Consider the following 25,272-nt stretch of genomic DNA (forward strand, 5'->3'; position numbering starts at 1 on the left):
GATCAGGGTAGCAATCGTTGGTTGGGGTCTGGCTGAACCCTCACGGCTTCGTGGCGGCGGTGCCGCTCGTTCCGCCGTCGGTCCCGCCGCCCTCGCCCGCAGGCGGGGCGGTCGGAGTCTGAGTGGGCTGTGAGGCCGACTGCACCGGCACGGAGAGTGCAGGCGACTGCGCCGACCAATTGGCGTTGGCACACTGGATCGAGTAGGTGACGGTGACGGTCGAGCCGGCGTTGCTGCTCGAGGCGGTCCACTGCGCGGTCGGCGTGGAGCCGTCGACCTGCTGCACCTGCGTCCCGTTCACGTAGAGGCGGCGACCCGTGAGCGTCTGGTTCGAGGGGCACGAGTCGTTGCCGAAGGCGAAGGTGATCTGAGTTCCCGGCGTTGCAGGCGGGCCGTTCGGCGACATGCTCTGCACCGTCGGTGCCGCCGCCGGCGCGCTCGGCTGCACCAGCGAACCGTAGACATAGAGCGTGACCTGCAGGTCGAACGGCACCTGCTGGGTCGGGTCGATGTCATAGACCTGGCCGACGCTGTCGGCATCCGTCGCGTGCTTCGACGTGTCGGCGGTGACGTTGTGCCAGCCGTTGCTGTTCAGCTTCGCCGTCGCGTCGGCCTGTGACAGACCGACGTAGTCGTTCGGGTTGATGAGGCCGCTGTCGGCTGTCGGCGACGGGGAGTCGGTCGGGGTCGCGACCGGCGAGTGGCTGGTCTCGGTCGCCGTCGGCTCGGGCGTGCCGCCGCCGACGAACTGGCTGATGATCGCCCAGGCGAGCGCGCCGACGAGCAGCACGATGAGGACGATGAGCGGGATCGTCCACGGACTGCGCTTCTTGGTCTGCCGCGCGGCCTCGGCGCGCGCAGCGGGGCTGTCCGACGTCGCCAGCGCGCTGACCGTCGGATAGAGGGTCGTCGCCGACGTCGGGGCGGCGGCGCCGGACGGCATGAGCTGCGTGGCGGCCGTCAACGTCGCCCCGCCCAGCACGGCGGGCACGGCGGCCGCCGCGCTCGCGACGTCTCCGCGGCGCAGCGACTGCGCGGCGCGGGCGAGGTGCGCGGCCGACGCCGGGCGATCGCTCGGATTCTTGGCGATCGACGCCATGATGAGGTTCCGCACCGGCTCGGGCACGGTACCGGGCAGCTCGGGCGGGGCCTCGTTGATCTGCGCCATCGCGATCGCGACCTGCGACTCGCCCGTGAACGGCCGACGGCCCGCGACGCACTCGTAGGCGACGATGCCGAGCGAGTAGATATCTGTTGCGGGGGATGCCGGGTGCCCGCTCGCCTGCTCGGGCGACAGGTACTGCACGGTGCCCATCACCTGGCCGGTCGCGGTCAGCGGCACCTGGTCGGCGACGCGCGCGATGCCGAAGTCGGTGATCTTGACCCGTCCCTCCGGTGTGATGAGCAGGTTGCCCGGCTTGATGTCGCGGTGCACGAGGCCCGCCGCGTGGGCGGCCTGCAGCGCAGACGCCGTCTGCGCGACGATGTCGAGCGTGCGGTCTGCGGAGAGGTGGCCCTCGCGCTCGAGGATCGACGAGAGCGCCTCGCCCGGCACGAGCTCCATCACGAGGAAGGCGCTGCCGTCCTCCTCGCCGTAGTCGAAGACGTTCGCGATGCCCTCGTGGTTCACGAGCGCCGCGTGCCGCGCCTCCGTGCGGAAGCGCTCGAGGAACGCCGGGTCGCCGAGGTACTCGTCTTTCAGGATCTTGATCGCGACGGTGCGCCCGATGACCTGGTCGGTCGCCTGCCACACCTCGCCCATGCCGCCGATGGCGATCCGCGACTGCAGCTGGTATCGCCCACCGAAAGTGAGCCCTGCCGAAGGTCTCATTTGTTCAGCACCGCCTCAAGTACCTGTCGTGCGATCGGGGCCGCAACCGAATTCCCGCTGCCGCTCTGACCGAGTCCGCCGCCGTCTTCCACGACCACTGAGACAGCGAACTTCGGATCGTCAGCCGGGGCGAATCCGGTGAACCAGAGCGTGTACGGCTTGTTGTCGCCGTTCTGCGCCGTTCCGGTCTTTCCTGCCACGCTGACCCCACTTATCTTCGCATTGGTTCCCGTGCCCTGGTCGACGCCCCTGACCATCATCTGGGTAACGGTCTGGGCGGTCGCTGCGCTCATCGCTCGGCCGAACTGCTCCTTCTGGAACACCTGCTGCCTCGCGAGATCCGGGGTGATGACGGACTCGACGACGTTCGGCTGCATGACGACCCCGCCATTGGCGATGGCTGAGGAATCCATGCAGATCTGCAGCGCCGTCGCCACATCGCTCTGCTGGCCGAATGCGCTCTGCATGAGCTCGGCCGGATCGTCGTAGCCCGGGTATTTGCTCACCGAAACCGGCATCGGGATCGAGAACTTGTGGTTGAACCCGAACGCCTCTGCCTGGCTCTTGATGGTCGAGCTGCCGAGCTTCGCGCCGAGCTCGGCGAAGGGGATGTTGCAGCTCCACACCTGGGCGTTCTCGATCGAGACGTTGCCGCCGTTGTCGCCCTGGCAGGCCGCGCCCGTGTCGTTGTGGATCACGAGGGAGCTGCCGGGCAGCTGCAGCGCCGAGGGGTTCGGCAGCTCGGTGTCCGGCGTGAAGTCGCCTGTGCCGAAGGCGGCAGAGCTGACCACCGGCTTGAACGTCGACCCAGGGGGGTTCAGATCGGTGATCGCCTTGTTGACGAGGGGGTCGCCCGGGGCCTCCTCGAGCGCCTGATAATTCGCACGGTAGGTGGCGTCGTCGTGCACCGCGAGCTTGTTCGGGTCGAAGTCGGGCTTCGAGACCATCGCGAGGATCTTGCCCGTGTCGATCTCCTGCACGACGACCGCGCCCTGCTTGTTGCCGAGCGCCTCGTACGCCGCATTCTGGGCCACGGGGTCGATCGTCAGCTCGACGGAGTTCCCCTGGGGGTGCTTTCCCGTGATGATGTTCTTCACCCGACTGAAGAAGTCGGCGTTCGAGGTGCCGGAGAGCTCCTGGTTCATGGCGGCCTCGATGCCCGTCGAGGATCCGTTGACGGCGAGGTAGCCGGTGACGGCCGAGTAGAGCGGACCCTGGCTGTAGGTGCGCTGCCACTTGAAGCGGTCGGAAGTCGGCGTCGACTGCACGATCGGCTTGCCGCCCACGATGATCGAGCCGCGCTGCACGTTGTAGGTGTCGTTGACGGCGCGGGTGTTGCGGCTGTCGGCGTTGAGCTGGTCGGCGTAGCCGACCTGGATCGCGCTCGACGCGACGAAAAGGGCGATGAACATGAGCAGCACGAAGAGGCTGACGCGGCGCAGCTCGCGGTTCATGAGGCCACCACCCTCGGCTGGTTGCGGACGGTGTCCGAGAGGCGCAGCAGCAGTGCGACGATGATCCAGTTCGCGACGAGCGACGAGCCGCCGGCCGCGAGGAACGGCGCGGTGAGGCCGGTGACGGGGATGACGCGGGTGATGCCCCCGATGACCACGAAGGTCTGCAGGGCGACCACGAAGCCGAGGCCGATGGCGAGCAGCTTGCCGAAGTCGTCCTCGCTGGCGAAGCCGATGCGGAACGCCCGGGCGACGAACAGCATGTAGAGGCAGAGCAGGGCGAAGACGCCGATCAGCCCGAGCTCCTCGCCGAGGCTCGCGAAGATGTAGTCGCTGTCGGCGACGGGCGTGATGTACGGCTGGCCCTGGCCGAGCCCTGTGCCGACGAGGCCGCCGTGCGCGAGGCCGAACAGCCCCTGCACGAGCTGGTAGCTGCCGCCGGACGACCCGAACTGCGCACTGGCGAAGGGGTGCAGCCAGTTCTCGAAACGGCCGTGCACGTAGCCGAGATTGGGGATGACGCTCGAGAGCCCGTCGACGGCCCACGCGCCGCCGACGAGCGCGACGATGCCGAGCAGCGCCCAGCTGGTGCGCCCCGTCGCGACGTAGATCATCGCGACGAACAGCCCGAAGTAGAGCAGACCGGTGCCGAGGTCGCGCTCGAACAGGATGACGAGCAGGGTGAGCACCCACAGCACGGCGATCGGGCCGAGGTCGCGCACCCGCGGGAACGTCACACCCAGAATCCGGGTGCCGACGGCGGCCAGCGATTCGCGCCGCTGCACCAGATAGCCGGCGAAGAAGACCGCCAGCGTGATCTTCGCGATCTCGCCGGGCTGGAAGTTGAGCGGCCCGAGCTGGATCCACACCTTGGCCGACTCGTTGCGCGTGCCGATGAACGGCAGCAGCGGCACGAACACCAGCACGATCGAGATCAGCCCGCTCAGGTACGTGTAGCGCTGCAGCGAGCGATGGTTGCGCACGAAGACCAGCACGGCGATCGCGCAGATGATCGCGAAGGCCGCCCACACGATCTGACGGACGGATGCCGCAGCCCAGCCGCTCGTGCCCGCGTGGATGTCGAGGCGGTAGATCATCGCGATGCCGAGGCCGTTGAGCAGCGTCGCGATGGGCAGGATGAACGGGTCTGCGTCGGGTGCGGTGAGGCGCGCGGCGAGGTGCACGCCGAAGACGAGGATGCCGAGCGCGATGCCGAAGAACGCCAGCGACCCGTCGATGTGGCCGAGGGCGCCCAGCTGCACGAGCACCTCGGCTGCGACGACGATCGCGAAGGCGAACCCGAGAAGACCCAACTCGAGGTTGCGCAGCCGCCTGGGCATCCGGATGCGCGGCACCACGCTCGTCATCGCCGTGACGATGCCGGTCCTCTGCGCGGCCCCCGCGCTCGCGCTCGACTCAGCCGCCATGTCTCAACTGGTTCACGATGCGCTCGGCCACGGGCAGGCCTGCGGGGCTGGTGGTCTGACGCAGCTGCTGCTGCTCGAAATCGGTGAGGTCGTCTGCGGAGATGTCAGTCGAGCGGTACACGTGCGAGAGGTGCCAGGGCCCGATGGACTGCTGAACGCCCTGGAAGATCGCGACGTTGCCGTCCGGCGCGATGCCAACGAAGTAGTGCGTCTGGGTCCAGCGGTAGCCGACGACGCCGATGAGGGCGAGCACGATCGCGGCGATGACGGCGAAGCTGATCCAGAACGCGCGGCGGCGGCGATGGCGGCGCTCGTCCTCCTCGATGAGCTCGCCGAGGTAGTCCTCGGTCTGCGGCTCGAAATGGGTAGGGACCTGCGCGGGTCGGTTGGGGTGCAGCAGCAGAGAGGGCAGCGGCAGGCGTGCGGCGCGCGGGCGCGACGTCTCCGTCACATGCGAGATCGGTGCAGCGGCCGAGCCCACCGTGATCGGCTCGTGCGGCTGATCGCCGCGGTCGATGTCGACGACGATGACTGTCACGTTGTCGGGGGCGCCGCCGTCGAGAGCGGCCTTGAGCAGTCGGTCGGCCACCGTCTTCGGCGAGGCGGGGCTCGCGAGGATCCGGCCCATCAGATCGGGCTTGACGACGCCGGAGAGCCCGTCGCTGCACAGCATCCACCGGTCGCCCGGGTGCGTCTCGAGAATCCACGAGTCGACGTCGGGGTTCGCGTCGACGTCGCCGAGCACGCGCATCAGCACGCTGCGGCGGGGGTGCACCGCGGCCTCTTCCTCGGTGATTCGACCGGTGTCGACGAGGCGCTGCACGAAGGTGTGGTCCGTCGAGATCTGGCTGAGCTCGCCCTCGCGCCACAGATAGATGCGGCTGTCGCCGATGTGTGCGAGCGCGACATAGTCGCCGACGCGGATGAACGCGCTGACGGTCGTGCCCATGCCGGTGAGCTCGGGGTGGTCGTAGACCGTGTCCGCCAGGGCCGCGTTCGCCTCGAGCAGCGCCGCCTTCAGCGCCTCCCGCGCCACCTCGGGGTCGTCGTACTCGTGGTCGACCTTCTTGATGTGGTTCGTCGCGATGGCGCTCGCCACGTCGCCGCCGGCGTGGCCGCCCATTCCGTCGGCGACGAGGAACAGATCGTGACCGGCATACCCCGAGTCCTGATTGTTGCTGCGCACCCGGCCGACATTGCTGACCGCGGCGCCCCTCGTGTTGGACGCCACCACGGTCACCGCCGCAGCTCGAAGGTCGTCATGCCGACCTTGATCGGCGTGTCCAGCGGTATCTGGGCCGGAGCGGTCACGCGCTCGCCGTCGAGGTAGGTGCCGTTCGTGGAATCCAGATCCTGCAGCATCCACTCGTTGTTCCACAGCATCAGGCGCGCGTGGTGCGTGCTCGTGTAGTCGTCGCGGATCACGAGACCCGATTCGCTGCTGCGTCCGATCGTGAGCGGCTCGGCGGTGAGCTCGTATTCGACACCGGTGCGCGGGCCGCCCGTGATCACAAGCTTCGACGCGTTGAATACGGTCGCGTGCGTGCGCTTCCCGCTCGCGGTCGGAACCACGGGGACAGAACCGGTGCGGTCGATCGCGAGGCCCGCGAGCGGATGCTCGCTGCCGCTGCCGAGTTCCTCAGGGTCCTCAAGCGGGGGCGGTGGCTGCGGTGCAGCCGGGAAGGCGGCGGCCGGCGATGCGGCAGGCGGCGGTGCGAGAGCGGCTGAGGACGGCGGGGTCGAGGGCGCGCGGGATGCCTGACCGCCGGCCGCTGCTTCCGGCAGCTTCTTCGCCCGGGTGCCGAAGAGGTCGCCCCGCAGCGCGTAGACGATCACGAAGACGAACACCCACAGGATGATCAGGAACGCGATGCGCAGCAGCAGCAGCGTCAGCGAGCTGGGGTTCATGCGCGGCCCCCGGGCCGGTGCACTTCGGCGCGCGGCACCACGTTGAAGACGACGCGGGTGCGGCCCACGGTGATGATGTCGCCGGGCTCGAGCACGGAGCGGCCGAGCGGCTCGCCGTTGAGCTTGCTGCCGTTGGTCGAGCCGAGATCGCGGGCTTCGCCGCGGTTGCCGTCCCACGCGATCTCGAGGTGGCGGCGGCTGATGCCCGTGTCGTCGACCGTGATGTCGGCTTCACTGCCGCGGCCGATCACGGTGCGGGCGTGAGTGAGCTGGTGGCGGGCGCCGTTGACGTCGACGACAGGGGTCCACGCGATGTCCTGCTTCACGTTGCCCGACTCGATCTCGAGCACGCCGGTGGTCAGCTGGTCGTCGCTCTCGAGCTCGATCGAGACGGCGCCGGCGAACTGGTAGCGCTGTGAGCCGGCGTGCTTCGTGACGAAGCTCGTGAGCTCGTCGGTGAGCGTCTCGCCCATGCCGCGCATGCGCTTGTAGTCGGCGGGCGAGAGGCGCAGGGTGAAGGCGTTGGGGGTGAGGATGCGGTCGCGTGCGACGACCGCCGCCTTGGTGTCCATCTCACGCCGAAGGGCGCTTGTGAGCTCGACGGGCTGAAGGCCAGAGCGGAAGGTGCGTGCGAAGGCGCCGTTGACGGCGCGCTCCAGCCCCTTCTCGATGCTGTCCAGGAAGCCCACGTTGTCTCTCTTCGGTCATCAGCCTGTTTGCGTTGAATGCTAGCGGGCGGCGTTGGCGCTACGGTCGCGAAGCCCCGCCCGAATAGGAACTCCCAGTGGCCTCGTGTTATCGTCGTAAGGTTGGCGTTCCACAAGAGCGGCAACATTGCGCGAGTGGCGGAATAGGCAGACGCGCACGGTTCAGGTCCGTGTGCCCGTGAGGGCGTGGGGGTTCAACTCCCCCCTCGCGCACCAGCTTGAAAGAGCCCCTGGGTTTCCCAGGGGCTCTTTTCGTTGCCAGCATCCGTCGAGAAGTGCCGAAACGCGCTTTGGCTGATGTCTTGGCGACGTTTCGGGACTTCTCGGGGAAGCGCGGGCGTGGAATCTGTCGCGCCCTTCCCGCGGAACGCGCGCATCGAGAGTCACAACCGTCGAGATCGTGGCGTTGATGGCGCGGCCTTTCCCCGTCAGACGGGGCCGGCCGAGGCATCCGCTCGTCGACTTCGGGCTTGCGCGAGCGGTACTTGGTGTTACTATCTACCGGTAGCTAGCATCACTGAGTAGCACGAAGGGCGCGATGGGCAAGCAGCAGACCGAGATGCTCAAGGGGATCCTCGAGGGCATGGTGCTGGCGGTGCTCGCCGACCGGCCGGCGTACGGCTACGAGATCACGTCGTGGCTGCGCGAGCAGGGCTTCGACGACATCGCAGAGGGCACGATCTACGCCCTGCTCGTGCGCATCGAGCAGCGCGGGCTCGTCGACGTCGAGAAGGTGCCGTCCGAGAAGGGGCCGCCGCGCAAGGTCTATTCGCTCAATCAACAGGGTCGGGAGTACCTCGACGAGTTCTGGAGGACCTGGGGCTTCCTCTCAGAGCGCTTGGCAGGGCTCCGCGAGGCAGGGAAGTGACATGGCCAATCTGATCGAGAAGGTGACCGGCGACTTCGCCGGCAAGCGCCGCTGGCGCGAATACAAGGCGCGGGTGAAGGCGCTGCCGTCCGGATACCGCGAGGCGGCAGAGGCCACCGAGCGGTACCTCATGTACTTCGGGTCGATCTCGAGCGACATGACGATCTTCGAGGACCTGATCGACCTGTTCGAGCGGGCCGCCGTCGACGGCACGCCGATCCGCGACATCGTCGGCGACGATCCCGTCGCGTTCATCGAGGAGTTCAAAGAGAACTACATGAAGGACGGGTGGGTCGTGAAAGAGCGGCGACGCTACGCCGACGCGATCGCGCGAGCCGCAGGGGAGAAGGGGTCATGACGGCCGCGATCTCGGTCTCGGGGCTCGAGAAGTCGTTCGGCGCGCTGCACGTGCTGCGCGGTGTCGACTTCGAGGTCGAGACCGGCAGCATCTTCGCGCTGCTCGGTTCGAACGGGGCGGGGAAGACGACGATCGTGCGGATTCTGGCAACCCTGCTGCGGGCGGACGGCGGCCGGGCATCCGTCGCCGGCTTGGACGTGCGCACGCAGGCGGCGCGCGTGCGCGAGTCGGTCAGCCTGACGGGGCAGTTCGCGGCGGTCGAGGAGATCCTGTCGGGGCGCGAGAACCTGGTGCTGATCGCGCGACTGCGCCACCTTGGCGACCCGGGTGCGGTTGCCGACGACCTTCTGTCCCGTTTCGGGCTGGCGGATGCCGGGGCGCGGCGTGTCTCGACCTACTCCGGTGGCATGCGGCGGCGCCTCGACATCGCGATGAGCCTCATCGGCGACCCGCCCGTGATCTTCCTCGACGAGCCGACGACCGGGCTCGACCCCGAGGCGCGCGTCGAGGTGTGGCGGGCGGTCACGCAGCTCGCGGCCGGCGGCACGACCGTGCTGCTGACGACGCAGTACCTCGACGAGGCCGAGCAGCTCGCCGACCGGATCGCGATCCTGCACGAGGGCCGCATCATCGTCGACGGCACGCTCGCGGAGCTGAAGCAGCTGCTGCCGTCGGCGAAGGTCGAGTATGTCGAGAAGCAGCCGACCCTCGAGGACGTGTTCTTCGCGCTGGTCGGGGCGGGCGCTGTGGGAACGAAGGACGCAGCATGAGCCACTTCTTCGCCGACACCGCCGCGCTCACCGGCCGGTCGCTCAAGCACATCACCCGCAGCCTCGACACGATCATCACGACGGCGCTCATGCCGATCGCGTTCCTGCTGCTGTTCGTCTACGTCTTCGGCGGGGCGATCCAGACCGGGTCGCACACCTCGTACGTGAACTACCTGCTGCCGGGCATCCTGCTCATCACGGTCGCAACGGGCATCTCGTACACCGCGTTCCGGCTGTTCCTCGACCTCAAGGGCGGTACCTTCGAGCGCTTCCAGTCGATGCCGATCACGCGCTCGTCGGTGCTGTGGGCGCACGTGCTCACGTCTCTTGTCGCGAACGTCGTGTCGATCGCGGTGGTCGTGCTGGTCGGGGTGCTGATCGGATTCCGGACGGCGGCCGGCATCGGCGGGTGGCTCGCGGTCGCGGGCATCCTGCTGCTGTTCACGCTCGCTCTCACCTGGGTCGCCGTCATCCCCGGCCTGACCGCCAAGTCGGCCGATGGCACGAGCGCCTTCTCGTATCCGCTGATCTTCCTGCCCTTCATCAGCTCGGCGTTCGTGCCGACGGCGTCGATGCCGGGGCCGGTGCGGTGGTTCGCCGAGTATCAGCCGGTGACGTCGATCGTCGACTCGATCAGGGCGCTGTTCGCGGGCTCATCGGTCGGCGGCGACCTGTGGATCGCGCTCGGGTGGATGGTCGGGATCCTGGTCGTGGCCTACGCGTTCGCGCAGCTCGCCTATCGGCGGCGCATCGCGTAGGCCACGTCAGCGCTGGATCCGCGTGTGGTCGGGGCGGAAGCCGTGCTCGATTCCCCACAGGATCGCGTGGGAGCGGTTGGTGACGCCGATGCGGCGGTAGCAGCTGCGGATGTATGACTTGACCGAGTTGATCGACAGCCGGGTCCGGTCGGCGATCTCGGCGTTGCTCAGCCCCTGTGTGATGAGCGCGAGCATCTCGGCTTCGCGCGGGGTGAGGCCTTCGTGCCGCCCCGGCCAGTCGCCGATCACCGCCGTCGGTGCGCCGGGCGGCACCGGGTGCACGCGCCGCTCGCCGTCGCGGATGGCGAGCAACGCCGCCACCAGCTCGTGCGCTGGAAGTCCTTTGGAGATGTATCCCGCGGCCCCGTTCGCGAGCGCGTCGGCCACGAGGCGCTCGCCGAGGTCCCAGGCGTAGACGACGAGCTTGCCCACTCCGGGGTTGCCTGCGAGCACCTTCACATCGTCGCGGTCGCCGGGCGTCGCGGCGAAGGTGTCGTAGAGGGCGATATCGGCCTGGCGCCGCGGCTCGGTGCCCGCGTCGAGCTCGACGATCTCGAACGTGTCCCGATAGCCGCTCAGCATCGCGGCCAGCCCCTTGACCACGACCTCGTAGTCGTTGATGAGTGCGATGCGGATGAGGGCCACATCTTCGATCCTAAGCGGGTGACGATACACCCCTGGGGGTGAGGTAGCGCAGCCCCGTGATCCGTACGGTGGATCAAATGGGAACGCTGACGTACGCGGGATTCGACTACCGGATCGAAGATCGCCTGCTGGCGCACCTCAAGATCGCGATTGCGGCGAAGCTGCGGGTCGGCGAGGCGTTTCTGCTGAACTGGCAGATCCCCGTCGACGAAGGGTCGGGGCGCGTCAGCCTGTGGATCTCGCCGGACATCCCGCTCTCCTTCCGATTCAGCGGGTCGAAGCCGCCGGAGATGAACCGGCGCTGGCTCGACGCGCTCGCCCGCTCGGCGCACGGCATCCGCGGCATGGTCGTGATGAACGAGGATCAGGCGGCCGAATACGTGGCGAAGGCGGGTTCGCCGGCGGCGCCATAGAGCCGGGCCGCGCGTGCCAGGCTGAGGCATGACGCTCGACGAGCTGCGCGCGGCGATCAAGGCGGACCCGGAGAACCGAGCGATGACGGATGCCGGGTGGGAGCCGCTTTACACCGCAGGCCCACACGCCCGCATCGTCGTGGTCGGCCAGGCGCCTGGCCGCAAGGCGCAGGAGGCGGGCGTGCCCTGGCGCGACGCGAGCGGCGCGAAGCTGTGCGGCTGGCTCGGCGTGAGCGACGACGAGTTGCATGACCCCGACCGGTTCGCGATCGTGCCGATGGACTTCTACTACCCGGGCAAGGGCGCGAAAGGCTCCGGCGATCTGCCGCCGCGGCCGGGATTCGCCGAGAAGTGGCATCCGAGGCTGCTCGCCGACCTGCCGGACGTGCGGTTCACGATCCTGATCGGCGCGTACGCGCAGAGGTTCTACCTCGGAGCCCGGCGTGGGAAGACCCTCACCGAGACCGTGCACGGGTGGCGCTCGTATCTGCCCGAGTACTTTCCGCTCGTGCATCCCTCGCCGCTCAATTTCAGGTGGCAGGCGCGCAACCCGTGGTTCGTCGAAGAACTCGTTCCCGAGTTGCGCGCGGCGGTATCGCTGGCGCTCGCGTGACGCTAGCTTGTGGCTCATGAGCATCCCTGGTTCTGCAGACGAATTCCGCGACGCGTTGCGCCTCGAAGCCCGTGGCCTCGCCAAGAAGGCCATCGACGGGGTGCGCCTCGTCTTTGGAATCGCCGGGGCGGCCGCCCTGATCGTCGGAGTGCTGCTGCTGGTCTGGCCGCAGCACACGATCCCCGTGCTGGCCTTCCTGTTCGGCATCTACCTCGTGATCACGGGCGGGGTGCGGCTGGTGCTCGGCATCTTCGGGCACTCGCTCGGCACGGGCCACCGCGTGCTCAACGTGCTGCTCGGCATCCTGCTCGTCGTCGGTGGCATCATCGCTCTGCGCGACATCGCGATCGCCTCGGCGACGCTACTGTTCGTCATCGCGATCGTGGTCGGCGTCGGCTGGATCGTCGAGGGCATCATGGCCATCACCGAGTCGGGCGCCTCGATGCGGCAGGGCTGGTCGGTGGCCTACGGCATCATCAGCATCCTCGGCGGCGTCGCCGTGCTCGCGGTGCCGACGTGGTCGGGGTTCTGGCTGCTCATGGTCGCTGGGATCATCCTGATCGTGCTCGGCATCCTCGGGCTGGTGCGCGCCTTCACCTTCGGCCGCGACGCCAGGGCTGCGCTCTAGGCCCTCGCGGCGACGGTGGCGCGGCTAAGCCGACTCGACCACCGCGATTCCACTGCCCCGCAGGCGGCGCCGCTCGTCGGAGAGGAAGCCGAGCAGGCGGTCGCGTGTGCCATGGCTGTGCGCGGTGACGAGCGCGACGGCGCGATCCGCATCGCGGGCGGTGACGGATGCCACGATCTCGAGATGCTCGGACCTGGCGAGCTCACGGGTGCGAGGCGTGCTCGCCGACAGCCAGCGCACGCGCAGCAGCCGGGTGAGCACCTGACTCATGCCCTCGGCGAGGAACGGGTTGCGCGACAGACCCGCGAGGGCGACGTGAAAGTCGGTCCCCTCTTGCAGAGATGAATCGCCCCCGGCATCCGCCCGCCCGTCGTCGTGCGCGTCGGCGAGCAGCCGCAGCGCCTCGAGCTCGTCCATGCTCGCGCGTTCGACGGCGAGGCGCACGGCGGCGGTCTCGAGGGCCTCGCGGTACTCCATAACGGCCCGCACCTCGGCGAGATCGATCGGCGCGACCTGCCAGCCGCGGCCCGCGCGCTGCACGAGCCCGTCGGCGGCGAGCCGCATGAGCGCTGCGCGCACCGGAGTGCGGGAGCCGCCCGCGACGGTCTCGAGTCCGCGCTCGCTCAGGCGCTCGCCCGGGGCGAGCTCGAACGCGAGGATCGCGGCGCGCAGCGCGGCATACGCCCCGCCGTCTCGGGTCTGGTCGGTCTGATCGCCCATTTCGCGCTTCCGTGTCGGCCGTGCAAGAGTTGGTATACCGAAATGGTATCCCGAATCTCGAGGAGGCGGAATGAGCGACACCGAACGAATCCCGGCGGCGGCCTGGCGGATGCTCGCGCTCGGCGTCCTCGCCCAGGCCGCCGGCACCCTGCTCGTCTCGACGCCCGCCTACCTCATCCCGCTGCTGCATCTCCAGCGTGGCGTGCCACTGGCCCAGGCCGGCCTGCTCGCCTCCGCACCGACCTTCGGCATGGTGCTGACACTCGTCGCGTGGGGCGCTCTCGCCGACCGTTACGGGGAGCGCTGGGTGATCGCCGGCGGCCTCGGGCTGACCGCCGCGTTCGCACTCGCCGCGGTGGCGGCCGGTGGGTTCGTGGCTCTCGGGCTCCTGCTGCTGCTCGGCGGCGCGGCCTCGGCGAGCACCAACGCGGCCAGCGGCCGCGTGGTCGTCGGATGGTTCCCGCGTTCGCGGCGCGGGCTCGCCATGGGCATCCGCCAGATGTCGCAGCCGCTCGGGGTGGCCGCTGCGGCCGTCAGCGTGCCGCCGCTCGCCGACCGCTTCGGGCCCGGCGGGCCGCTGCTGCTCGCCGGGGTCGTGCTGGCGGTGCTCGCCGTGCTGTGCACGCTCGGCATCAGGAATCCGGCGCGCCCCGCAGCCCGTGCGGCATCGAGCACGGCCCCCGCCAATCCGTACCGGGCGAGCGGATTCCTGTGGCGCATCCACCTCGTCTCGGTCCTGCTCGTCGTGCCGCAGTTCACGCTGTCGATCTTCGGGCTGGTGTGGCTCATCACCGAGCTGCACTGGTCGGCCACGGCGGCGGGCATCGTCATCGGCGTCGCGCAGTTCGTGGGGGCGATCGGGCGGATCGTGATCGGCTCCTGGTCGGACCGGGTCGGCTCGCGCGTGCGGGTGCTGCGGTGGGTCGCGGTCTCGGGCGTCGTCGTGATGGCGGCGCTCGCCGCGACCGGGACCGTGAGGTGGTCGGCGGCGGCGGCCGTGGTGCTGATCATCGCGACCACCGTGAGCGTGGCCGACAACGGGCTGGCCTTCACCTCGGTCGCCGAGGCGGCCGGACCGCAGTGGTCGGGCCGCGCGCTCGGCCTGCAGAACACGGGGCAGTTCCTCGCAGCCTCGGCCGTCGGCCCCGGAATCGGGGCGCTCATCGCGGCCGCGGGCTACCCGATCGCGTTCGCGCTCGTGGCCGTGGCGCCGTTGCTGGCCGCCCCGCTGATCCCGTCGCGCGACCGCCACTGGGGCTCTCGCGTGGAGTGACGACCCAGTGGGTCGTCACGCGAGAGCCCCGAGCGAGCTGTGCTCGCGAGGCGCGCGCTCAGGCGGTTGCGCTGCTCGGATCCGCCGAGCGCTGCTCGGATCCGGACAGCGCCACGCGGATCAGAGCAGCGCGCCTGAGCGCGAGGGCGAGCGCGGCGACCACGAGCACGACGATGACGATCTGTTCGACGACGGGCCACCCGCCCGTCTGCGACGCGGCCCTGAGCCCGACCCAGCAGTAGGTGAACAGCGCACCCGTCGCGAGGCCCAGCGGGTCGAGGCGGAAGCGGACGGACGCCCATGCCCCCGCCCCGAGCACGACGAGCAGCGCGAGGCACGCGAGCCATGGCGAGACCGAGTGCGGCCACCCCTCGAGAAGCTGGAAGACGGTGCCGCCGACGAAGCCGACGAGGATGCCGTTACGCGGGCTGCGGGCCGGGCGTGGCGTGGTCGGCCGCAGGCGGAAGGCGATCACGATCGCGGCGGCCGCGACGACCGCCGCCGAGGCGTACTGCCACCACTGAGCGACGAAGCTGCCCTGACTGACCACTCCGATCGCGGCGGCGCCGACGAGATAACCTCCGCCCGCGACGCACAGGCCGGGCACCCGCAGCCAGGGGGCCTGCGTCTGCGGGGTGACGGCCGCCACCGGAATCCGCCGCCTCACCGGGCTGGGGAACAGCGCCTCGGCGATCGCGACGGGGGCGCCGATGCTCCAGACGACGTGCAGGGTGAGGACGAAGATCGTCCACGGACCGCCGATGCCGAGGCCCGGGATGAACCCGAAGGCGATCAGGCTGCGCTCAGCGAAGTGGGGGTTGAAGAGGCTGAGGTCGAGCAGCCCCTCTTCGATCAGTCCGAACGCGAACGCGAGCAGCAGGATCGTGGGCCAGCCGCGACCGGTGCGTCGCGTGAACTCACGGATCAGCACGGCGGCGCTGCCGTAGTAGACGATGAACAGGATGAGCTCCGGCAGCTGCGTGCTGATCGGGGCGGCCCCAGAGAGCCACTGGTCGCCGAGCAGGAACTCGGCCGTGACGCCGGACAGAGCGGCGAGGGTGAGTGCGCGGGCAAAAGGTCTCATGCGTCGATGGTGAGACAGCGGGCGGCCGGATGCCTCTGGCGGCCGTCACGCGCCCCCTGTGACATCTGTCATCGAGTTGTCGTGACGGGTCACGGTCGCAGACTTGCGTACACGCGCAAGAACTTGCACAGTTCTTGCATGTCGAAGAGGCTCGCGGAGGTCGCGAAGAAGGTCGGCGTGTCCGAGGCGACCGTCAGTCGTGTGCTGAACGGGAAGCCCGGGGTCGGCGAGGCGACGCGCCAGCAGGTGCTCACCGCCCTCGACGTGCTCGGCTACGAGCGGCCCACCAAGTTGCGCGGCCAGCGCGCCCGGCTCGTCGGGCTCGTGCTGCCCGAGCTGCAGAATCCGATCTTCCCCGCCTTCGCCGACATCATGGGCGGCGCGCTGGCGCAGAACGGGTACACGCCGGTGCTCTGCACGCAGACCGCGGGCGGCGTGAGCGAGGCAGACTACGTCGACCTGCTGCTGCAGCAGCAGGTCTCGGGCGTGGTGTTCGCCGGCGGGCTGTACACGCAGGCTGCCGCGAATCATGCGCACTACGACAAGCTGCGCGAGGTCGCGCTGCCGACCGTGCTCGTCTCGGCGCCGGTGGAAGGGATGGGGTTCCCGACCGTCTCGTGCGACGACTGGGCGGCGACCGACATGGCCGTGAACCACCTGGTGCAGCTGGGGCACACGCGCATCGGCTTCGCATTCGGCCCGAGCGACCACATGCCGTCACGGCGCAAGGCCGAGGCGGCGCAGAAGGCGATGGCGGATGCCGGGCTCGAGCTGCCCGCAGAGCACATGATCCGCTCGCTGTACTCGGTCGAGGCGGGGCAGGCCTCCGGCGCTCGCCTGATCAAGGCGGGCGTGACGGCGATCGTGTGCGCGAGCGACCCCATCGCGCTCGGCGTGATCCGCGCTGCCCGCAAGGCGGGGCTCTCGGTGCCGGGCGACCTTTCGGTGATCGGCTACGACGACTCCGCGCTGATGGGCAGCATCGAGCCGCCGCTCACGACCGTGCGGCAGCCGATCGACCTGATGGGGCGGATGGCGCTCGAGCTGCTGCTCGGGCAGATGACAGGTGTCGCCGGCGATGTCGACGAGTTCCTGTTCGAGCCGGAGCTCGTGGTGCGGTCGTCGACCGGACCCGCGCCGAAGACCTTGCGACAGGCATCCGCCGCTCGGTAAGTCACGCAATATCAGCGCAAGCCTGCGCTGAAAAGTTACGTTCTTGCGTCATCTTGTCAAGTTATCTACGTTGATGACCGTGAACGAGCAGAGCAGCCCGCTCGCGCAGACCCTTGCGCCGGCGCCCCTGTTGCTGGACGACCCCGACTGGTGGCGCAGCGCAGTCATCTACCAGATCTATCCGCGCAGCTTCGCGGACGGCAACGGCGACGGCATCGGCGACCTCGCGGGTGTGCGCGCCCACCTCGACTACCTGCAGCAGCTCGGGGTCGACGCGATCTGGTTCACACCCTGGTACGCGTCGCCGCTGGCCGACGGCGGCTACGACGTGGCCGACTACCGGCGCATCCACCCCGCCTTCGGCACGCTCGAGGAGGCCGAGAAGCTGATCGAAGAGGCGCTCGAACACGGCATCCGCACCATCATCGACGTGGTCCCCAACCACATCTCGGACCAGCACGCATGGTTCCAGGCCGCGCTCGCTGCGGCGCCGGGCAGCCCGGAGCGCGCCAGGTTCTGGTTCCACCCCGGCAAGGGCGAGAACGGCGACGAGCCGCCGACGCACTGGCCGAACAACTTCGCCGGCGACACCTGGACCCGCACGACGAACCCCGACGGAACGCCCGGAGAGTGGTACCTGCACCTGTTCACGCCCGAGCAGCCCGACGTGAACTGGTCGAACCCCGACGTGCCGCAGGAGTTCCTCGACGTGCTGAGCTTCTGGTTCGACCGCGGGGTCGGGGGCATCCGCATCGACTCGGCCGCGCTGCTCGTCAAGGACCCGGCGCTGCCCGAGGTGCCGGAGAACCCGGGCCCCGGCGAGCACCCCAACACCGACCGCGACGAGCTGCACGACGTCTACCGCTCGTGGCGCGCGCTCGCCGACTCGTACCCCGGCACGCGCGTGCTCGTCGGCGAGCTGTGGCTGCCCGACATCGACCGGTTCACCGCCTACCTGCGGCCCGACGAGCTGCACACGGCGTTCAACTTCGATTTCATGGCGAGGCCGTGGGATGCCGGCGAGCTACGCGCCTCGATCGAGCAGACCCTCACTGCGCATGCGCCGGTCGGCGCCCCGTCGACCTGGGTGCTCTCGAATCACGACGTGACCCGCCCGGTGACGCGGTACGGCCGCGAGGACAGCTCGTTCGCGTTCGCGAAGAAGCGCTTCGGCACCCCCGTCGACGTCGAGCTCGGACGCCGCCGCGCTCGCGCCGCCGCTCTCTTGACCGCCGCGCTGCCCGGATCGCTGTACGTCTACCAGGGTGACGAGCTCGGCCTGCCCGAGGTCGAGGACCTGCCCCTCGACCGCCTCGAGGACCCGATGCACTTCCGCTCGGGCGGGGTGGATCCCGGGCGCGACGGATGCCGCGTGCCGCTGCCCTGGGCGGGCGCGGTCGCGCCGTTCGGCTTCGGTCCGGCGGGCGCCGCAGAGCCGTGGCTGCCGCAGCCGGCCGCCTGGGCGGGGTTGACGGTCGAGGCGCAGGAAGCGGACCCGGACTCGACACTCAACCTCTACCGTGCGGCGCTCGCGCTGCGTCGCAGCGACCCCGACCTCGGCGACGGGCCGTTCGCCTGGGTCGAGACGGCCGCCGGCGACGAGCTGCTCGCGTTCCGGCGCGGCGACGGATTCGTCAGCGTGACGAACCTGGGCAGGCATCCGCTCACCCTGCCCGCACACGACGAGGTGCTCCTCGCCAGCAGCCCGCTCATCGGCGGGCAGCTTCCCCCCGACTCCACCGCATGGCTGCGCATCAACAGCCAGAACTGAAATCACAACAACAAGAAGGACATGACAATGAAGTCACGGAAGGCCATCGCGGCGCTCGCGATCGCCGCTGTCGGCGTCGGCCTGCTCGCGGGCTGCTCGTCGTCGAGCAACGCAGGCGCCAAGGACGGCAAGGTCTATCTCACGGTCGCCCCGGTGCTGCCGGGCGCCACCGCCGACGCGCTCAAGGCCCTGCACGAGCGGGTGACCGAGTTCGAGAAGGCGAACCCGAACATCATCGTGAAGCCCATCGAGTACCAGTGGACTGGTACGACGTTCGCCGCGGAGCTCGCGGGCGGCACGCTGCCCGACGTGTTCAACGTGCCGTTCACCGACTCGAAGACGCTGGCGAACAACGGTCAGCTCGCCGACATCACCACCGACTTCAAGAAGACGTCGACGGCGGACAAGTGGAACAAGAACGTGCTCGACGTGGCCACCGGCAAGGACGGCCACATCTACGGCATCCCGTGGGGTCCTTACGCGATGGCGCTGTCGTACAACCGCGACACGTTCACCAAGGCCGGCCTCGACCCCGACAAGCCGCCGACCACGCTCGTCGAGATCGAGGCGGACGCCAAGACGATCTCCGAGAAGGTGCCGGGCACCGCGGGCTACATGCAGATGACCTCGGGGAACACCGGCGGATGGGAGCTCGCGACGTTGACGAACTCACTCGGTGGCCGTCTCGAGACCGTCGGCAGCGACGGCAAGGTGACGGTGAAGACCGACAACGCGCAGACGAAGCAGGCGCTCGCGTGGCTCGCGAAGCTGCGCTGGGACGACAACTCGATGGGCTCGAACTTCCTGTTCGACTGGTCGGGCATCAACCAGGCCTTCGCCTCCGGCCAGGTCGCGATGTACATGAGCGGATCCGACGTGATCGGCTCGCTCATGCAGGCGAACGGATTCGACCAGACGAAGTACGGGGTCACGACCTTCCCGCTGTCGGATTCCAGCGACGCCGGCATCCTGTCGGGCGGCAACGTCGACGTGGTGAACGTCAAGGACTCGAAGGCGCAGATCGCCGCGGCGGTCAAGTGGATCGACTTCTACCGCACCCAGCCGACGGTCGACAAGGATGCCGCGGTGAAGAACGCGCAGACGCTGAAGGCCGGCAACCAGGCCGTCAACGCGCCGACCCTGCCCGTCTTCGACAAGGCGACCTGGCAGCAGAACCAGACCTGGATCGCGCCGTACGACAACATCCCGACGGCGAACCTGAAGCCGTTCACCGACGGCATCTTCGACCAGCAGATCGTGCCGGAGCCCTCCGCCCACACGCAGGACCTCTACGGCGCGCTCGACAGCGTTGTGCAGGCCGTGCTGACGAAGCAGAACGTCGACGTCGACGCGCAGCTGAAGGCCGTGGACCAGAAGATCCAGGCCCTCGTCGATGCTGACCAGGGTTGAGCTGACCGAGCAGACGGCCGAGCTCGGCGGGGCGACGCGCCCCGCCGAGCGGGTCAGGCCGCGCCGCACCCCGATCACGTGGGTGCGGCGCGGCGGCCTGTCGAAGCTCGTCTTCATGCTGCCGCTGCTCGTCGTCTTCGGCGTGTTCTCGTGGTGGCCGATCGTGCGCTCGGTCGTCATGAGCTTCCAGCACACGAACCTCGTCACCGCGCCGGTGTTCGTCGGCTGGCAGAACTTCGCCTACGTGTTCCATGACCCGACGTTCTACATCGCGGTGCGCAACACGGGCTGGTTCGCGCTGCTCGCGCTCGTGTTCGGCTACCCGCTGCCGCTCGTGCTCGCCGTGATCATGAGCGAGGTGCGCCGGCTCAAAGGGCTCTACAGCGTGCTCGCCTACCTGCCGGTGGTCATGCCGCCGGTGGTGTCGGTGCTGCTGTGGAAGTTCTTCTACGACGCCCGGCCGGAGGGGGTCTTCAACACGATCCTCGGCTGGGTCGGCATCCCACCCCAGCCCTGGATCCAGAGCACCGTAGCCGCCATGCCCTCGCTCGTGCTGCAGGCCACCTGGGCCGCGGCCGGCGGCACGATCATCATCTATCTCGCTGCGCTCACGAGCGTCGCCCCCGAGCTGTACGACGCGGCCGAGGTTGACGGGGCCGGCATCTGGAAGAAGATCTGGCACGTCACGCTGCCGCAGCTGCGCGGCATCCTCTTCATCACCTTGATCCTGCAGATCATCGGGACCGCGCAGGTCTTCCTGCAGCCGTTCCTGTTCACGGCGGGCGGCCCGGTCGACTCGACGACCACGATCCTGCTGCTCGTCTACCGCTACGCCTTCACCAACAGCCTCGGCGGCAACTACGGCGCCGCGACCGCGCTGAGCCTCATGCTCGCCGCGTTCCTCGCCCTGATGTCGGTGCTGTACTTCCGCCTCACCCGCCGCTGGAGCGACTCATGAGCAGCACAGACCGCACGATCATCTCGGACACCGACTGGAAGCGGCCGGGGGTGCGGATCCCCAACACCGTGCTGCACATCGTGCTGCTCCTGCTCCTGATCGCGGTCGGGCTCTTGCCGCTGCTGTGGCTCGCGAAGTCGGCGATCACGCCCACGCAGGACACGCTGCAGACCCCGATGGCGCTGTTCCCCAACGGCTTCGCGTGGCAGAACCTCGCGCACGCGTGGAACGACGTGCACATCGGCACCTACTTCGTGAACACGATCTGGGTCACCGCGGGCGAATGGGCGGTGCAGCTGATCGTCGCGACGACGGGCGGCTTCGCGCTCGCCGTGCTGAAGCCCGCCTACGCGAAGGTGATCTCGGGCCTCGTGCTCGCGACCCTGTTCGTGCCGGCCGTGGTGCTGCTCGTGCCGCTGTACCTGACGATCCTGCACCCGCCGCTCATCGGCACCTCGCTGCTCAACACCTACTGGGCCGTGTGGCTGCCCGCCGGGGCATCCGCCTTCAATGTGCTGCTCGTCATGCGCTTCTTCCAGGCGCTGCCGACCGAGGTGTTCGAGGCGGCAGAGACCGACGGGGCCGGGCCGTTCCGGCTGTTCTGGTCGATCGTGCTGCCCATGTCGCGGCCCATCCTGGGCGTGGTGTCGGTGTTCGCGATCTCGGCGGCCTGGGCTGACTTCCTCTGGCCGATGCTCGTGCTGCCGAACCAGCAGATCCAGCCGCTGTCGGTGCGCCTGCCCGCGATCGCCTCGCAGACCGACCTCGGCGTCTATCTCGCGGCGCTCGCGATCGCCTCGCTCATCCCCGTCGTGATCTTCCTGCTGTTCCAGCGCACCTTCCTGCGCGGCGGTGGCCTCGGCGGTGCGGTGAAGGGGTAGCGAGCGGATGCCGGGAGTGCGGCACGATGGAGGGGTGGCACTTTTCAGGCGGAAGCGGAGGAACGTCGGCGCGTTCGTACCGCCGGCGCCGGAACCGCTCGCCCCGCTGGACGACGTCGTCGACGATGCGCTGAAGATCGCGTTCCACGGTGTGCGGATGGCGGTGAAGAACCACCTCATCGTCAACGCGGTGCGCGACGGGAAGCCGTTCGACGAGGCCGAGCTCGAGGAGTTCGCGCGCGTCGAGTACCGTGAGCTCGCCGCGACCAACCGCGACGCCGCGGTGCGGGCGCAGGAAGACCTCGATCGCGACGAGTCTAAGATGGGCGACCGCATCTACCCCGGCGGCAAGCCGGTCGTCATCGAGCCCGACCATCGCCGCAAGCCGCTCGCGCTGCGTGCCGTGGCGGATGCCTACGACGCGGCCGCCGTCGACCACGAGGGTCTCAAGCTGCTGGTCGACGAGGCGAAGGCCGCCGCGTGGGACGAGATCGGCGGCACCCTGGCCGCGCGGCTCGCCGCCCCGCGCGTCGACGACGACCCCGACTACGCGGCGTTCCGCGACGAGCGCATCGCGCACTTCATCGACGAGGACCTCGCGGCGTTGCGTGCGAGCGCGCCTACTCATTCGGCGGAGTGATCGGCGGTATCCGCCCCGGGATCGTCGGGAACGCGCCCGTGTGGCCCAGCCGCTCTTCGGCGATCGCCAGGATGCGGTCGCGCTGCAGGAACCAGCCGAGGATCAGCAGCGGGATGATGACGACGAGCCCGACGATCGTGTAGGTGCCCGTCGGGTAGTCGAACGCCATCAGCACGAGCACCGCGACGAGGAACGCGAGCGTGAGCCACGACGTGAACGGGGCGCCGAAGAGCCGGAAGTGCGGTCGCTCCAGCTGCCCGGCATCGGCCAGCTTCTTCAGCTTCATCTGGCAGAGGATGATGGTGCCCCAGCTCGAGATGATGCCGAGCGCCGACACGTTGAGCACGATCTCGAACGCCTGCGCGGGCACGACGAGGTTGAGCCCGACGCCGAGCAGCGCGACGCAGAACGTCAGAACGATGCCGCCCCATGGCACTCCCCGCGAGTTCATTCGGCCGGTGAACGCGGGTGAGGCGCCTGCCTGTGACATCGAGTGCAGGATGCGGCCGGTCGAGTAGAGGCCGGCGTTCAGCGACGACAGCGCCGCGGTGAGCACGACGAAGTTCATCAGGTTGCCCGCGATCGCGCCGACCTCAGGGTTGCCGATGTGCGAGAAGAAGGTGACGAACGGGCTCTGATCGGCGCTGTACATCGTGTAGGGCAAGAGCAGCGCAAGCAGGAAGATCGAGCCGCAGTAGAACACCGCGATGCGGAAGATCACCGAGTTCACGGCGCGCGGCATGACCTTCTGCGGTTCCGGGGTCTCGCCGGCCGCCGTGCCGACCAGTTCGACGCCGGCATACGCGAACACGACGCCCTGGACGACGATGACGGCCGCGAGGATCGTTCCGACGCCGTGCGGCAGCAGCCCGCCGTGGTCCGCGAGCATGCCGAAGCCGGTCGCGCCGGCGGAGGTGGGGAAGCGGAAGGCGAGGAAGATCGCGCCGATGATCAGGAACGCGATGAGGGCGGTCACCTTGATCAGGGCGAACCAGAACTCCATCTCGCCGAAGACCTTGACCGAGATGAGGTTCGCGCCGAGCACGACGACGAGCGCGATCAGGGCGATGAGCCACTGCGGCGCCGCGGAGAACGCCGACCAGAACTTGACGTAGACGGCGATGGCGGTCGAGTCGACGATGCCCGTCATCGCCCAGTTGAGGAAGTACATCCAGCCCGAGACGTAGGCCGCCTTCTCGCCGTAGAACTCGCGCGCGTAGCTCACGAACGATCCGGATGACGGGCGGTGCAGCACCAGCTCGCCGAGGGCGCGCAGGATCAGGAAGGCGAAGAAGCCGCAGATCGCGTAGACGAAGATCAGGATGGGGCCGGAGGTGTGCAGCCGCCCGCCCGCCCCGAGGAAGAGGCCTGTGCCTATCGCGCCGCCGATGGCGATCATCTGCAGCTGCCGGGCGCCGAGGCCCTTGTGGTAGCCCGCCTGTTCATGGCTGAAGTCCTCGACGGCGGCGAGCCTGTCGCCGAACCGCTCGAGTCGGTTCTCCTGGACGTCGGCGATGTCGTAGTCCGCCGGCGTGTCGCGCAGGCCCGCGCCTGCGTCCGGGTCTTGCGGTGCTGAAGACATGGCGTCCCCTCTCCCTGCCTGAGAAGCCCAGCTTGGCCTGCGAGGAGGGGATTTCAACAGACATCCGCATTAAAAGCAAAAAAACTTGCCTTAATGGAATAGCGCGATGCATGCTCTGTTAAAGCAACCAGCATTGCTTTTGAGAAGGAGCATCGGATGTCTTCAGAACTCGCGCTGACCAGGGCGGCGCCTCGCACCGCGCGGATCTCGCGGACGGCCGCCTTCGGCGCGGCGGCCGCGACCTTCGCCACTCTGTACCTCGCGGCGGGCGCGCCGACCCCGCTGCTCGTCGTCTACCAGCGCGAATGGGGCTTCCCCGAGTGGGTGCTCACGGTCGCGTTCGCCGCGTACGCCGGCGGCCTGCTCGCGGCGCTGCTCGTCGTCGGCTCGCTCTCGGACCGACTCGGCCGTCGCCCGGTCATCACCGCGGCGCTCATCGTCGAGGTCGTCGCGATGCTGATGTTCTTCGGCGCGAACGGCATCGGCTGGGTGATCGCAGCCCGCGTGGTGCAGGGCGTCGCGACGGGCGCGGCGACCAGTGCGTTCTCCGCCTGGATCGTCGAGCTCGCACCGGAGAGCCGCAAGCGGCTCGGCGCGCTGCTGGCCTCGCTCGCCCCTGCGGCGGGCCTCGGGCTGGGCGCGCTGCTCACCGGCGCCGCGGTGCAGCTGAGCTCGCACGCGTCGCAGATCGTCTTCGCCACGCTCGCGCTGATCATGCTGTTCGGCGCCGCCGCAGCGGCGCTCGCTCCTGAGACGGCGGTGCGCGAGCGGTTCTCGTGGCGCTCGCTGATGCCGCGGGTGGCTGTGCCGAACGCGGCGAAGCGCGAATTCCTCGCGGCGGTCCCCGTGCACCTCGCCACCTGGATGCTCGCCGGCCTCTTCTTCGGTCTCGTGCCCACTGTGCTCGGCGCCGTCTTCGACCTGCACAGCGGGCTGGTCAGTGGCGTGACCACCTTCGTCGAGCCGGCTGCGGCGACCGTCGCGGGCTACCTGCTCGGCCGCTTCGTGCCTCGGCGTTCGGTGCTCATCGGCACCGCGGCGCTCGCCGTCGGGTCGACGCTTATCACCCTCGGCATCGTGCAGGCCGACTACGCGCTGCTGATCGGCGGCGGCGCGGTGGCCGGCGTCGGCTTCGGCACGTCGTTCTCCGGGGCGCTGCGCGGCGTGCTGCCGCTCGCCCGCCCCGACGAGCGCGCCGGTCTGTCGGCCGCCGTCTACGTGGTCGCCTACCTCTCGTTCGGCGTCCCCGCCATCATTGCCGGCGAGCTCGTCGGCGCCTTCGGGCTGCTGCCCGTCGCGGTCGGCTATGCGGTCGCGATCGTGATTGCGGCGGCGATCGGATTCCTGGCGCAGTGGCGGCTCGCACAGGCATCCGCCCTCACCGAGCGGAGCGCCTAACG

General features: G+C 69.2%; 25 protein-coding genes and 1 tRNA gene. 16 read left to right on the plus strand and 10 right to left on the minus strand.

Going from position 1 to position 25,272, the window contains the following annotated elements:
* Positions 1-40: 40 nt before the first annotated feature.
* Genes D7I44_RS08490 through D7I44_RS08515 form a run of 6 tightly spaced genes read right to left on the minus strand, consistent with a single transcriptional unit; the run spans position 41 to position 7,309 of the window.
* Positions 41-1,831 carry a protein kinase domain-containing protein gene (locus D7I44_RS08490; RefSeq protein ID WP_120789099.1) on the minus strand — a complete coding sequence of 597 codons (1,791 nt, stop codon included), beginning with the start codon at positions 1,829-1,831 and terminating at the stop codon, positions 41-43.
* Positions 1,828-3,285, minus strand: coding sequence for a peptidoglycan D,D-transpeptidase FtsI family protein (locus D7I44_RS08495; protein ID WP_120789100.1), 1,458 nt, complete (start codon positions 3,283-3,285; stop codon positions 1,828-1,830). The genes D7I44_RS08490 and D7I44_RS08495 overlap by 4 nt, the downstream gene beginning before the upstream one ends.
* The gene (locus tag D7I44_RS08500; protein ID WP_425459327.1) at positions 3,282-4,712 is read right to left on the minus strand and encodes an FtsW/RodA/SpoVE family cell cycle protein; all 1,431 of its coding nucleotides are present in this window, start codon (positions 4,710-4,712) and stop codon (positions 3,282-3,284) included. Before D7I44_RS08500 ends, D7I44_RS08495 begins: the two co-directional genes overlap by 4 nt.
* Positions 4,702-5,943: a PP2C family protein-serine/threonine phosphatase gene (locus tag D7I44_RS08505; protein WP_120790863.1), complete on the minus strand. Its 1,242-nt coding sequence runs from the start codon at positions 5,941-5,943 to the stop codon at positions 4,702-4,704. The genes D7I44_RS08500 and D7I44_RS08505 overlap by 11 nt, the downstream gene beginning before the upstream one ends.
* A 5-nt stretch (positions 5,944-5,948) precedes the next feature.
* Entirely contained in the window at positions 5,949-6,620 is a 672-nt protein-coding gene (locus D7I44_RS08510; RefSeq protein ID WP_120789101.1) for an FHA domain-containing protein FhaB/FipA, read from the minus strand.
* Positions 6,617-7,309, minus strand: coding sequence for an FHA domain-containing protein (locus D7I44_RS08515; protein WP_120789102.1), 693 nt, complete (start codon positions 7,307-7,309; stop codon positions 6,617-6,619). Before D7I44_RS08515 ends, D7I44_RS08510 begins: the two co-directional genes overlap by 4 nt.
* Positions 7,310-7,456: 147 nt before the next feature.
* On the opposite strand from D7I44_RS08515, the gene D7I44_RS08520 reads away from it, so the two are divergent.
* The 5 genes from D7I44_RS08520 (at position 7,457) to D7I44_RS08540 (ending at position 10,081) form a co-directional block, all read left to right on the plus strand.
* A tRNA-Leu gene (locus D7I44_RS08520) sits at positions 7,457-7,543 on the plus strand.
* Positions 7,544-7,865: 322 nt separating this feature from the next.
* On the plus strand, positions 7,866-8,195 hold the full coding sequence (locus tag D7I44_RS08525) for a PadR family transcriptional regulator (RefSeq protein WP_120789103.1): 330 nt from the start codon (positions 7,866-7,868) through the stop codon (positions 8,193-8,195).
* A gap of 1 nt (position 8,196) precedes the next feature.
* Positions 8,197-8,553, plus strand: a complete 357-nt coding sequence (locus D7I44_RS08530) for a DUF1048 domain-containing protein (protein WP_120789104.1) — start codon at positions 8,197-8,199, stop codon at positions 8,551-8,553.
* Complete coding sequence (locus D7I44_RS08535) at positions 8,550-9,323, plus strand: ABC transporter ATP-binding protein (RefSeq protein ID WP_120789105.1); 774 nt, start codon at positions 8,550-8,552, stop codon at positions 9,321-9,323. Before D7I44_RS08530 ends, D7I44_RS08535 begins: the two co-directional genes overlap by 4 nt.
* The gene (locus D7I44_RS08540) at positions 9,320-10,081 is read left to right on the plus strand and encodes an ABC transporter permease (protein WP_120789106.1); all 762 of its coding nucleotides are present in this window, start codon (positions 9,320-9,322) and stop codon (positions 10,079-10,081) included. The genes D7I44_RS08535 and D7I44_RS08540 overlap by 4 nt, the downstream gene beginning before the upstream one ends.
* Positions 10,082-10,087: 6 nt before the next feature.
* Here the strand turns inward: D7I44_RS08540 and D7I44_RS08545 are convergent, their stop codons facing one another.
* Positions 10,088-10,726 carry a response regulator transcription factor gene (locus D7I44_RS08545; protein ID WP_120789107.1) on the minus strand — a complete coding sequence of 213 codons (639 nt, stop codon included), beginning with the start codon at positions 10,724-10,726 and terminating at the stop codon, positions 10,088-10,090.
* Between the two features lie 56 nt (positions 10,727-10,782).
* On the opposite strand from D7I44_RS08545, the gene D7I44_RS08550 reads away from it, so the two are divergent.
* The 3 genes from D7I44_RS08550 to D7I44_RS08560 are packed head-to-tail and all read left to right on the plus strand — an operon-like array spanning position 10,783 to position 12,380.
* Entirely contained in the window at positions 10,783-11,139 is a 357-nt protein-coding gene (locus D7I44_RS08550) for a DUF7882 family protein (protein ID WP_245980147.1), read from the plus strand.
* 28 nt (positions 11,140-11,167) lie between these two features.
* Complete coding sequence (locus D7I44_RS08555) at positions 11,168-11,752, plus strand: uracil-DNA glycosylase family protein (RefSeq protein WP_120789109.1); 585 nt, start codon at positions 11,168-11,170, stop codon at positions 11,750-11,752.
* Between the two features lie 16 nt (positions 11,753-11,768).
* Complete coding sequence (locus tag D7I44_RS08560) at positions 11,769-12,380, plus strand: HdeD family acid-resistance protein (protein WP_120789110.1); 612 nt, start codon at positions 11,769-11,771, stop codon at positions 12,378-12,380.
* A gap of 24 nt (positions 12,381-12,404) precedes the next feature.
* Here D7I44_RS08560 and D7I44_RS08565 read toward each other — a convergent pair whose 3' ends face one another.
* A complete protein-coding gene (locus D7I44_RS08565) occupies positions 12,405-13,100 on the minus strand; it encodes a GntR family transcriptional regulator (RefSeq protein ID WP_120789111.1) in 696 nt (231 codons plus the stop codon).
* A gap of 70 nt (positions 13,101-13,170) precedes the next feature.
* Between D7I44_RS08565 and D7I44_RS08570 the strand changes: the two genes are divergently transcribed.
* A complete protein-coding gene (locus tag D7I44_RS08570) occupies positions 13,171-14,373 on the plus strand; it encodes an MFS transporter (protein WP_120789112.1) in 1,203 nt (400 codons plus the stop codon).
* Between the two features lie 58 nt (positions 14,374-14,431).
* Here D7I44_RS08570 and D7I44_RS08575 read toward each other — a convergent pair whose 3' ends face one another.
* Complete coding sequence (locus D7I44_RS08575) at positions 14,432-15,457, minus strand: hypothetical protein (protein ID WP_120789113.1); 1,026 nt, start codon at positions 15,455-15,457, stop codon at positions 14,432-14,434.
* Between the two features lie 138 nt (positions 15,458-15,595).
* On the opposite strand from D7I44_RS08575, the gene D7I44_RS08580 reads away from it, so the two are divergent.
* The 6 genes from D7I44_RS08580 to D7I44_RS08605 all read left to right on the plus strand — a co-directional run bounded on the left by D7I44_RS08580 (position 15,596) and on the right by D7I44_RS08605 (position 22,290).
* The gene (locus D7I44_RS08580; protein ID WP_120789114.1) at positions 15,596-16,630 is read left to right on the plus strand and encodes a LacI family DNA-binding transcriptional regulator; all 1,035 of its coding nucleotides are present in this window, start codon (positions 15,596-15,598) and stop codon (positions 16,628-16,630) included.
* A 73-nt stretch (positions 16,631-16,703) separates the two neighbouring features.
* Complete coding sequence (locus D7I44_RS08585; RefSeq protein WP_120789115.1) at positions 16,704-18,401, plus strand: glycoside hydrolase family 13 protein; 1,698 nt, start codon at positions 16,704-16,706, stop codon at positions 18,399-18,401.
* A 27-nt stretch (positions 18,402-18,428) separates the two neighbouring features.
* Positions 18,429-19,811 carry an ABC transporter substrate-binding protein gene (locus tag D7I44_RS08590; RefSeq protein WP_120789116.1) on the plus strand — a complete coding sequence of 461 codons (1,383 nt, stop codon included), beginning with the start codon at positions 18,429-18,431 and terminating at the stop codon, positions 19,809-19,811.
* Positions 19,795-20,769: a carbohydrate ABC transporter permease gene (locus D7I44_RS08595; RefSeq protein WP_181445611.1), complete on the plus strand. Its 975-nt coding sequence runs from the start codon at positions 19,795-19,797 to the stop codon at positions 20,767-20,769. The genes D7I44_RS08590 and D7I44_RS08595 overlap by 17 nt, the downstream gene beginning before the upstream one ends.
* Positions 20,766-21,650 (plus strand): carbohydrate ABC transporter permease, encoded by an 885-nt coding sequence (locus D7I44_RS08600; RefSeq protein ID WP_120789118.1) that lies wholly within the window; start codon positions 20,766-20,768, stop codon positions 21,648-21,650. Before D7I44_RS08595 ends, D7I44_RS08600 begins: the two co-directional genes overlap by 4 nt.
* 34 nt (positions 21,651-21,684) lie before the next feature.
* The gene (locus D7I44_RS08605; protein ID WP_120789119.1) at positions 21,685-22,290 is read left to right on the plus strand and encodes a hypothetical protein; all 606 of its coding nucleotides are present in this window, start codon (positions 21,685-21,687) and stop codon (positions 22,288-22,290) included.
* On the opposite strand, the gene D7I44_RS08610 is transcribed toward D7I44_RS08605, so the two are convergent.
* Positions 22,271-23,872, minus strand: a complete 1,602-nt coding sequence (locus D7I44_RS08610) for an amino acid permease (protein WP_120789120.1) — start codon at positions 23,870-23,872, stop codon at positions 22,271-22,273. The genes D7I44_RS08605 and D7I44_RS08610 overlap by 20 nt on opposite strands.
* A gap of 156 nt (positions 23,873-24,028) precedes the next feature.
* Between D7I44_RS08610 and D7I44_RS08615 the strand changes: the two genes are divergently transcribed.
* On the plus strand, positions 24,029-25,270 hold the full coding sequence (locus D7I44_RS08615) for an MFS transporter (protein ID WP_120789121.1): 1,242 nt from the start codon (positions 24,029-24,031) through the stop codon (positions 25,268-25,270).
* Positions 25,271-25,272: the final 2 nt, after the last annotated feature.

Source organism: Gryllotalpicola protaetiae (genome assembly GCF_003627055.1).
GTDB lineage: Bacteria > Actinomycetota > Actinomycetes > Actinomycetales > Microbacteriaceae > Gryllotalpicola > Gryllotalpicola protaetiae.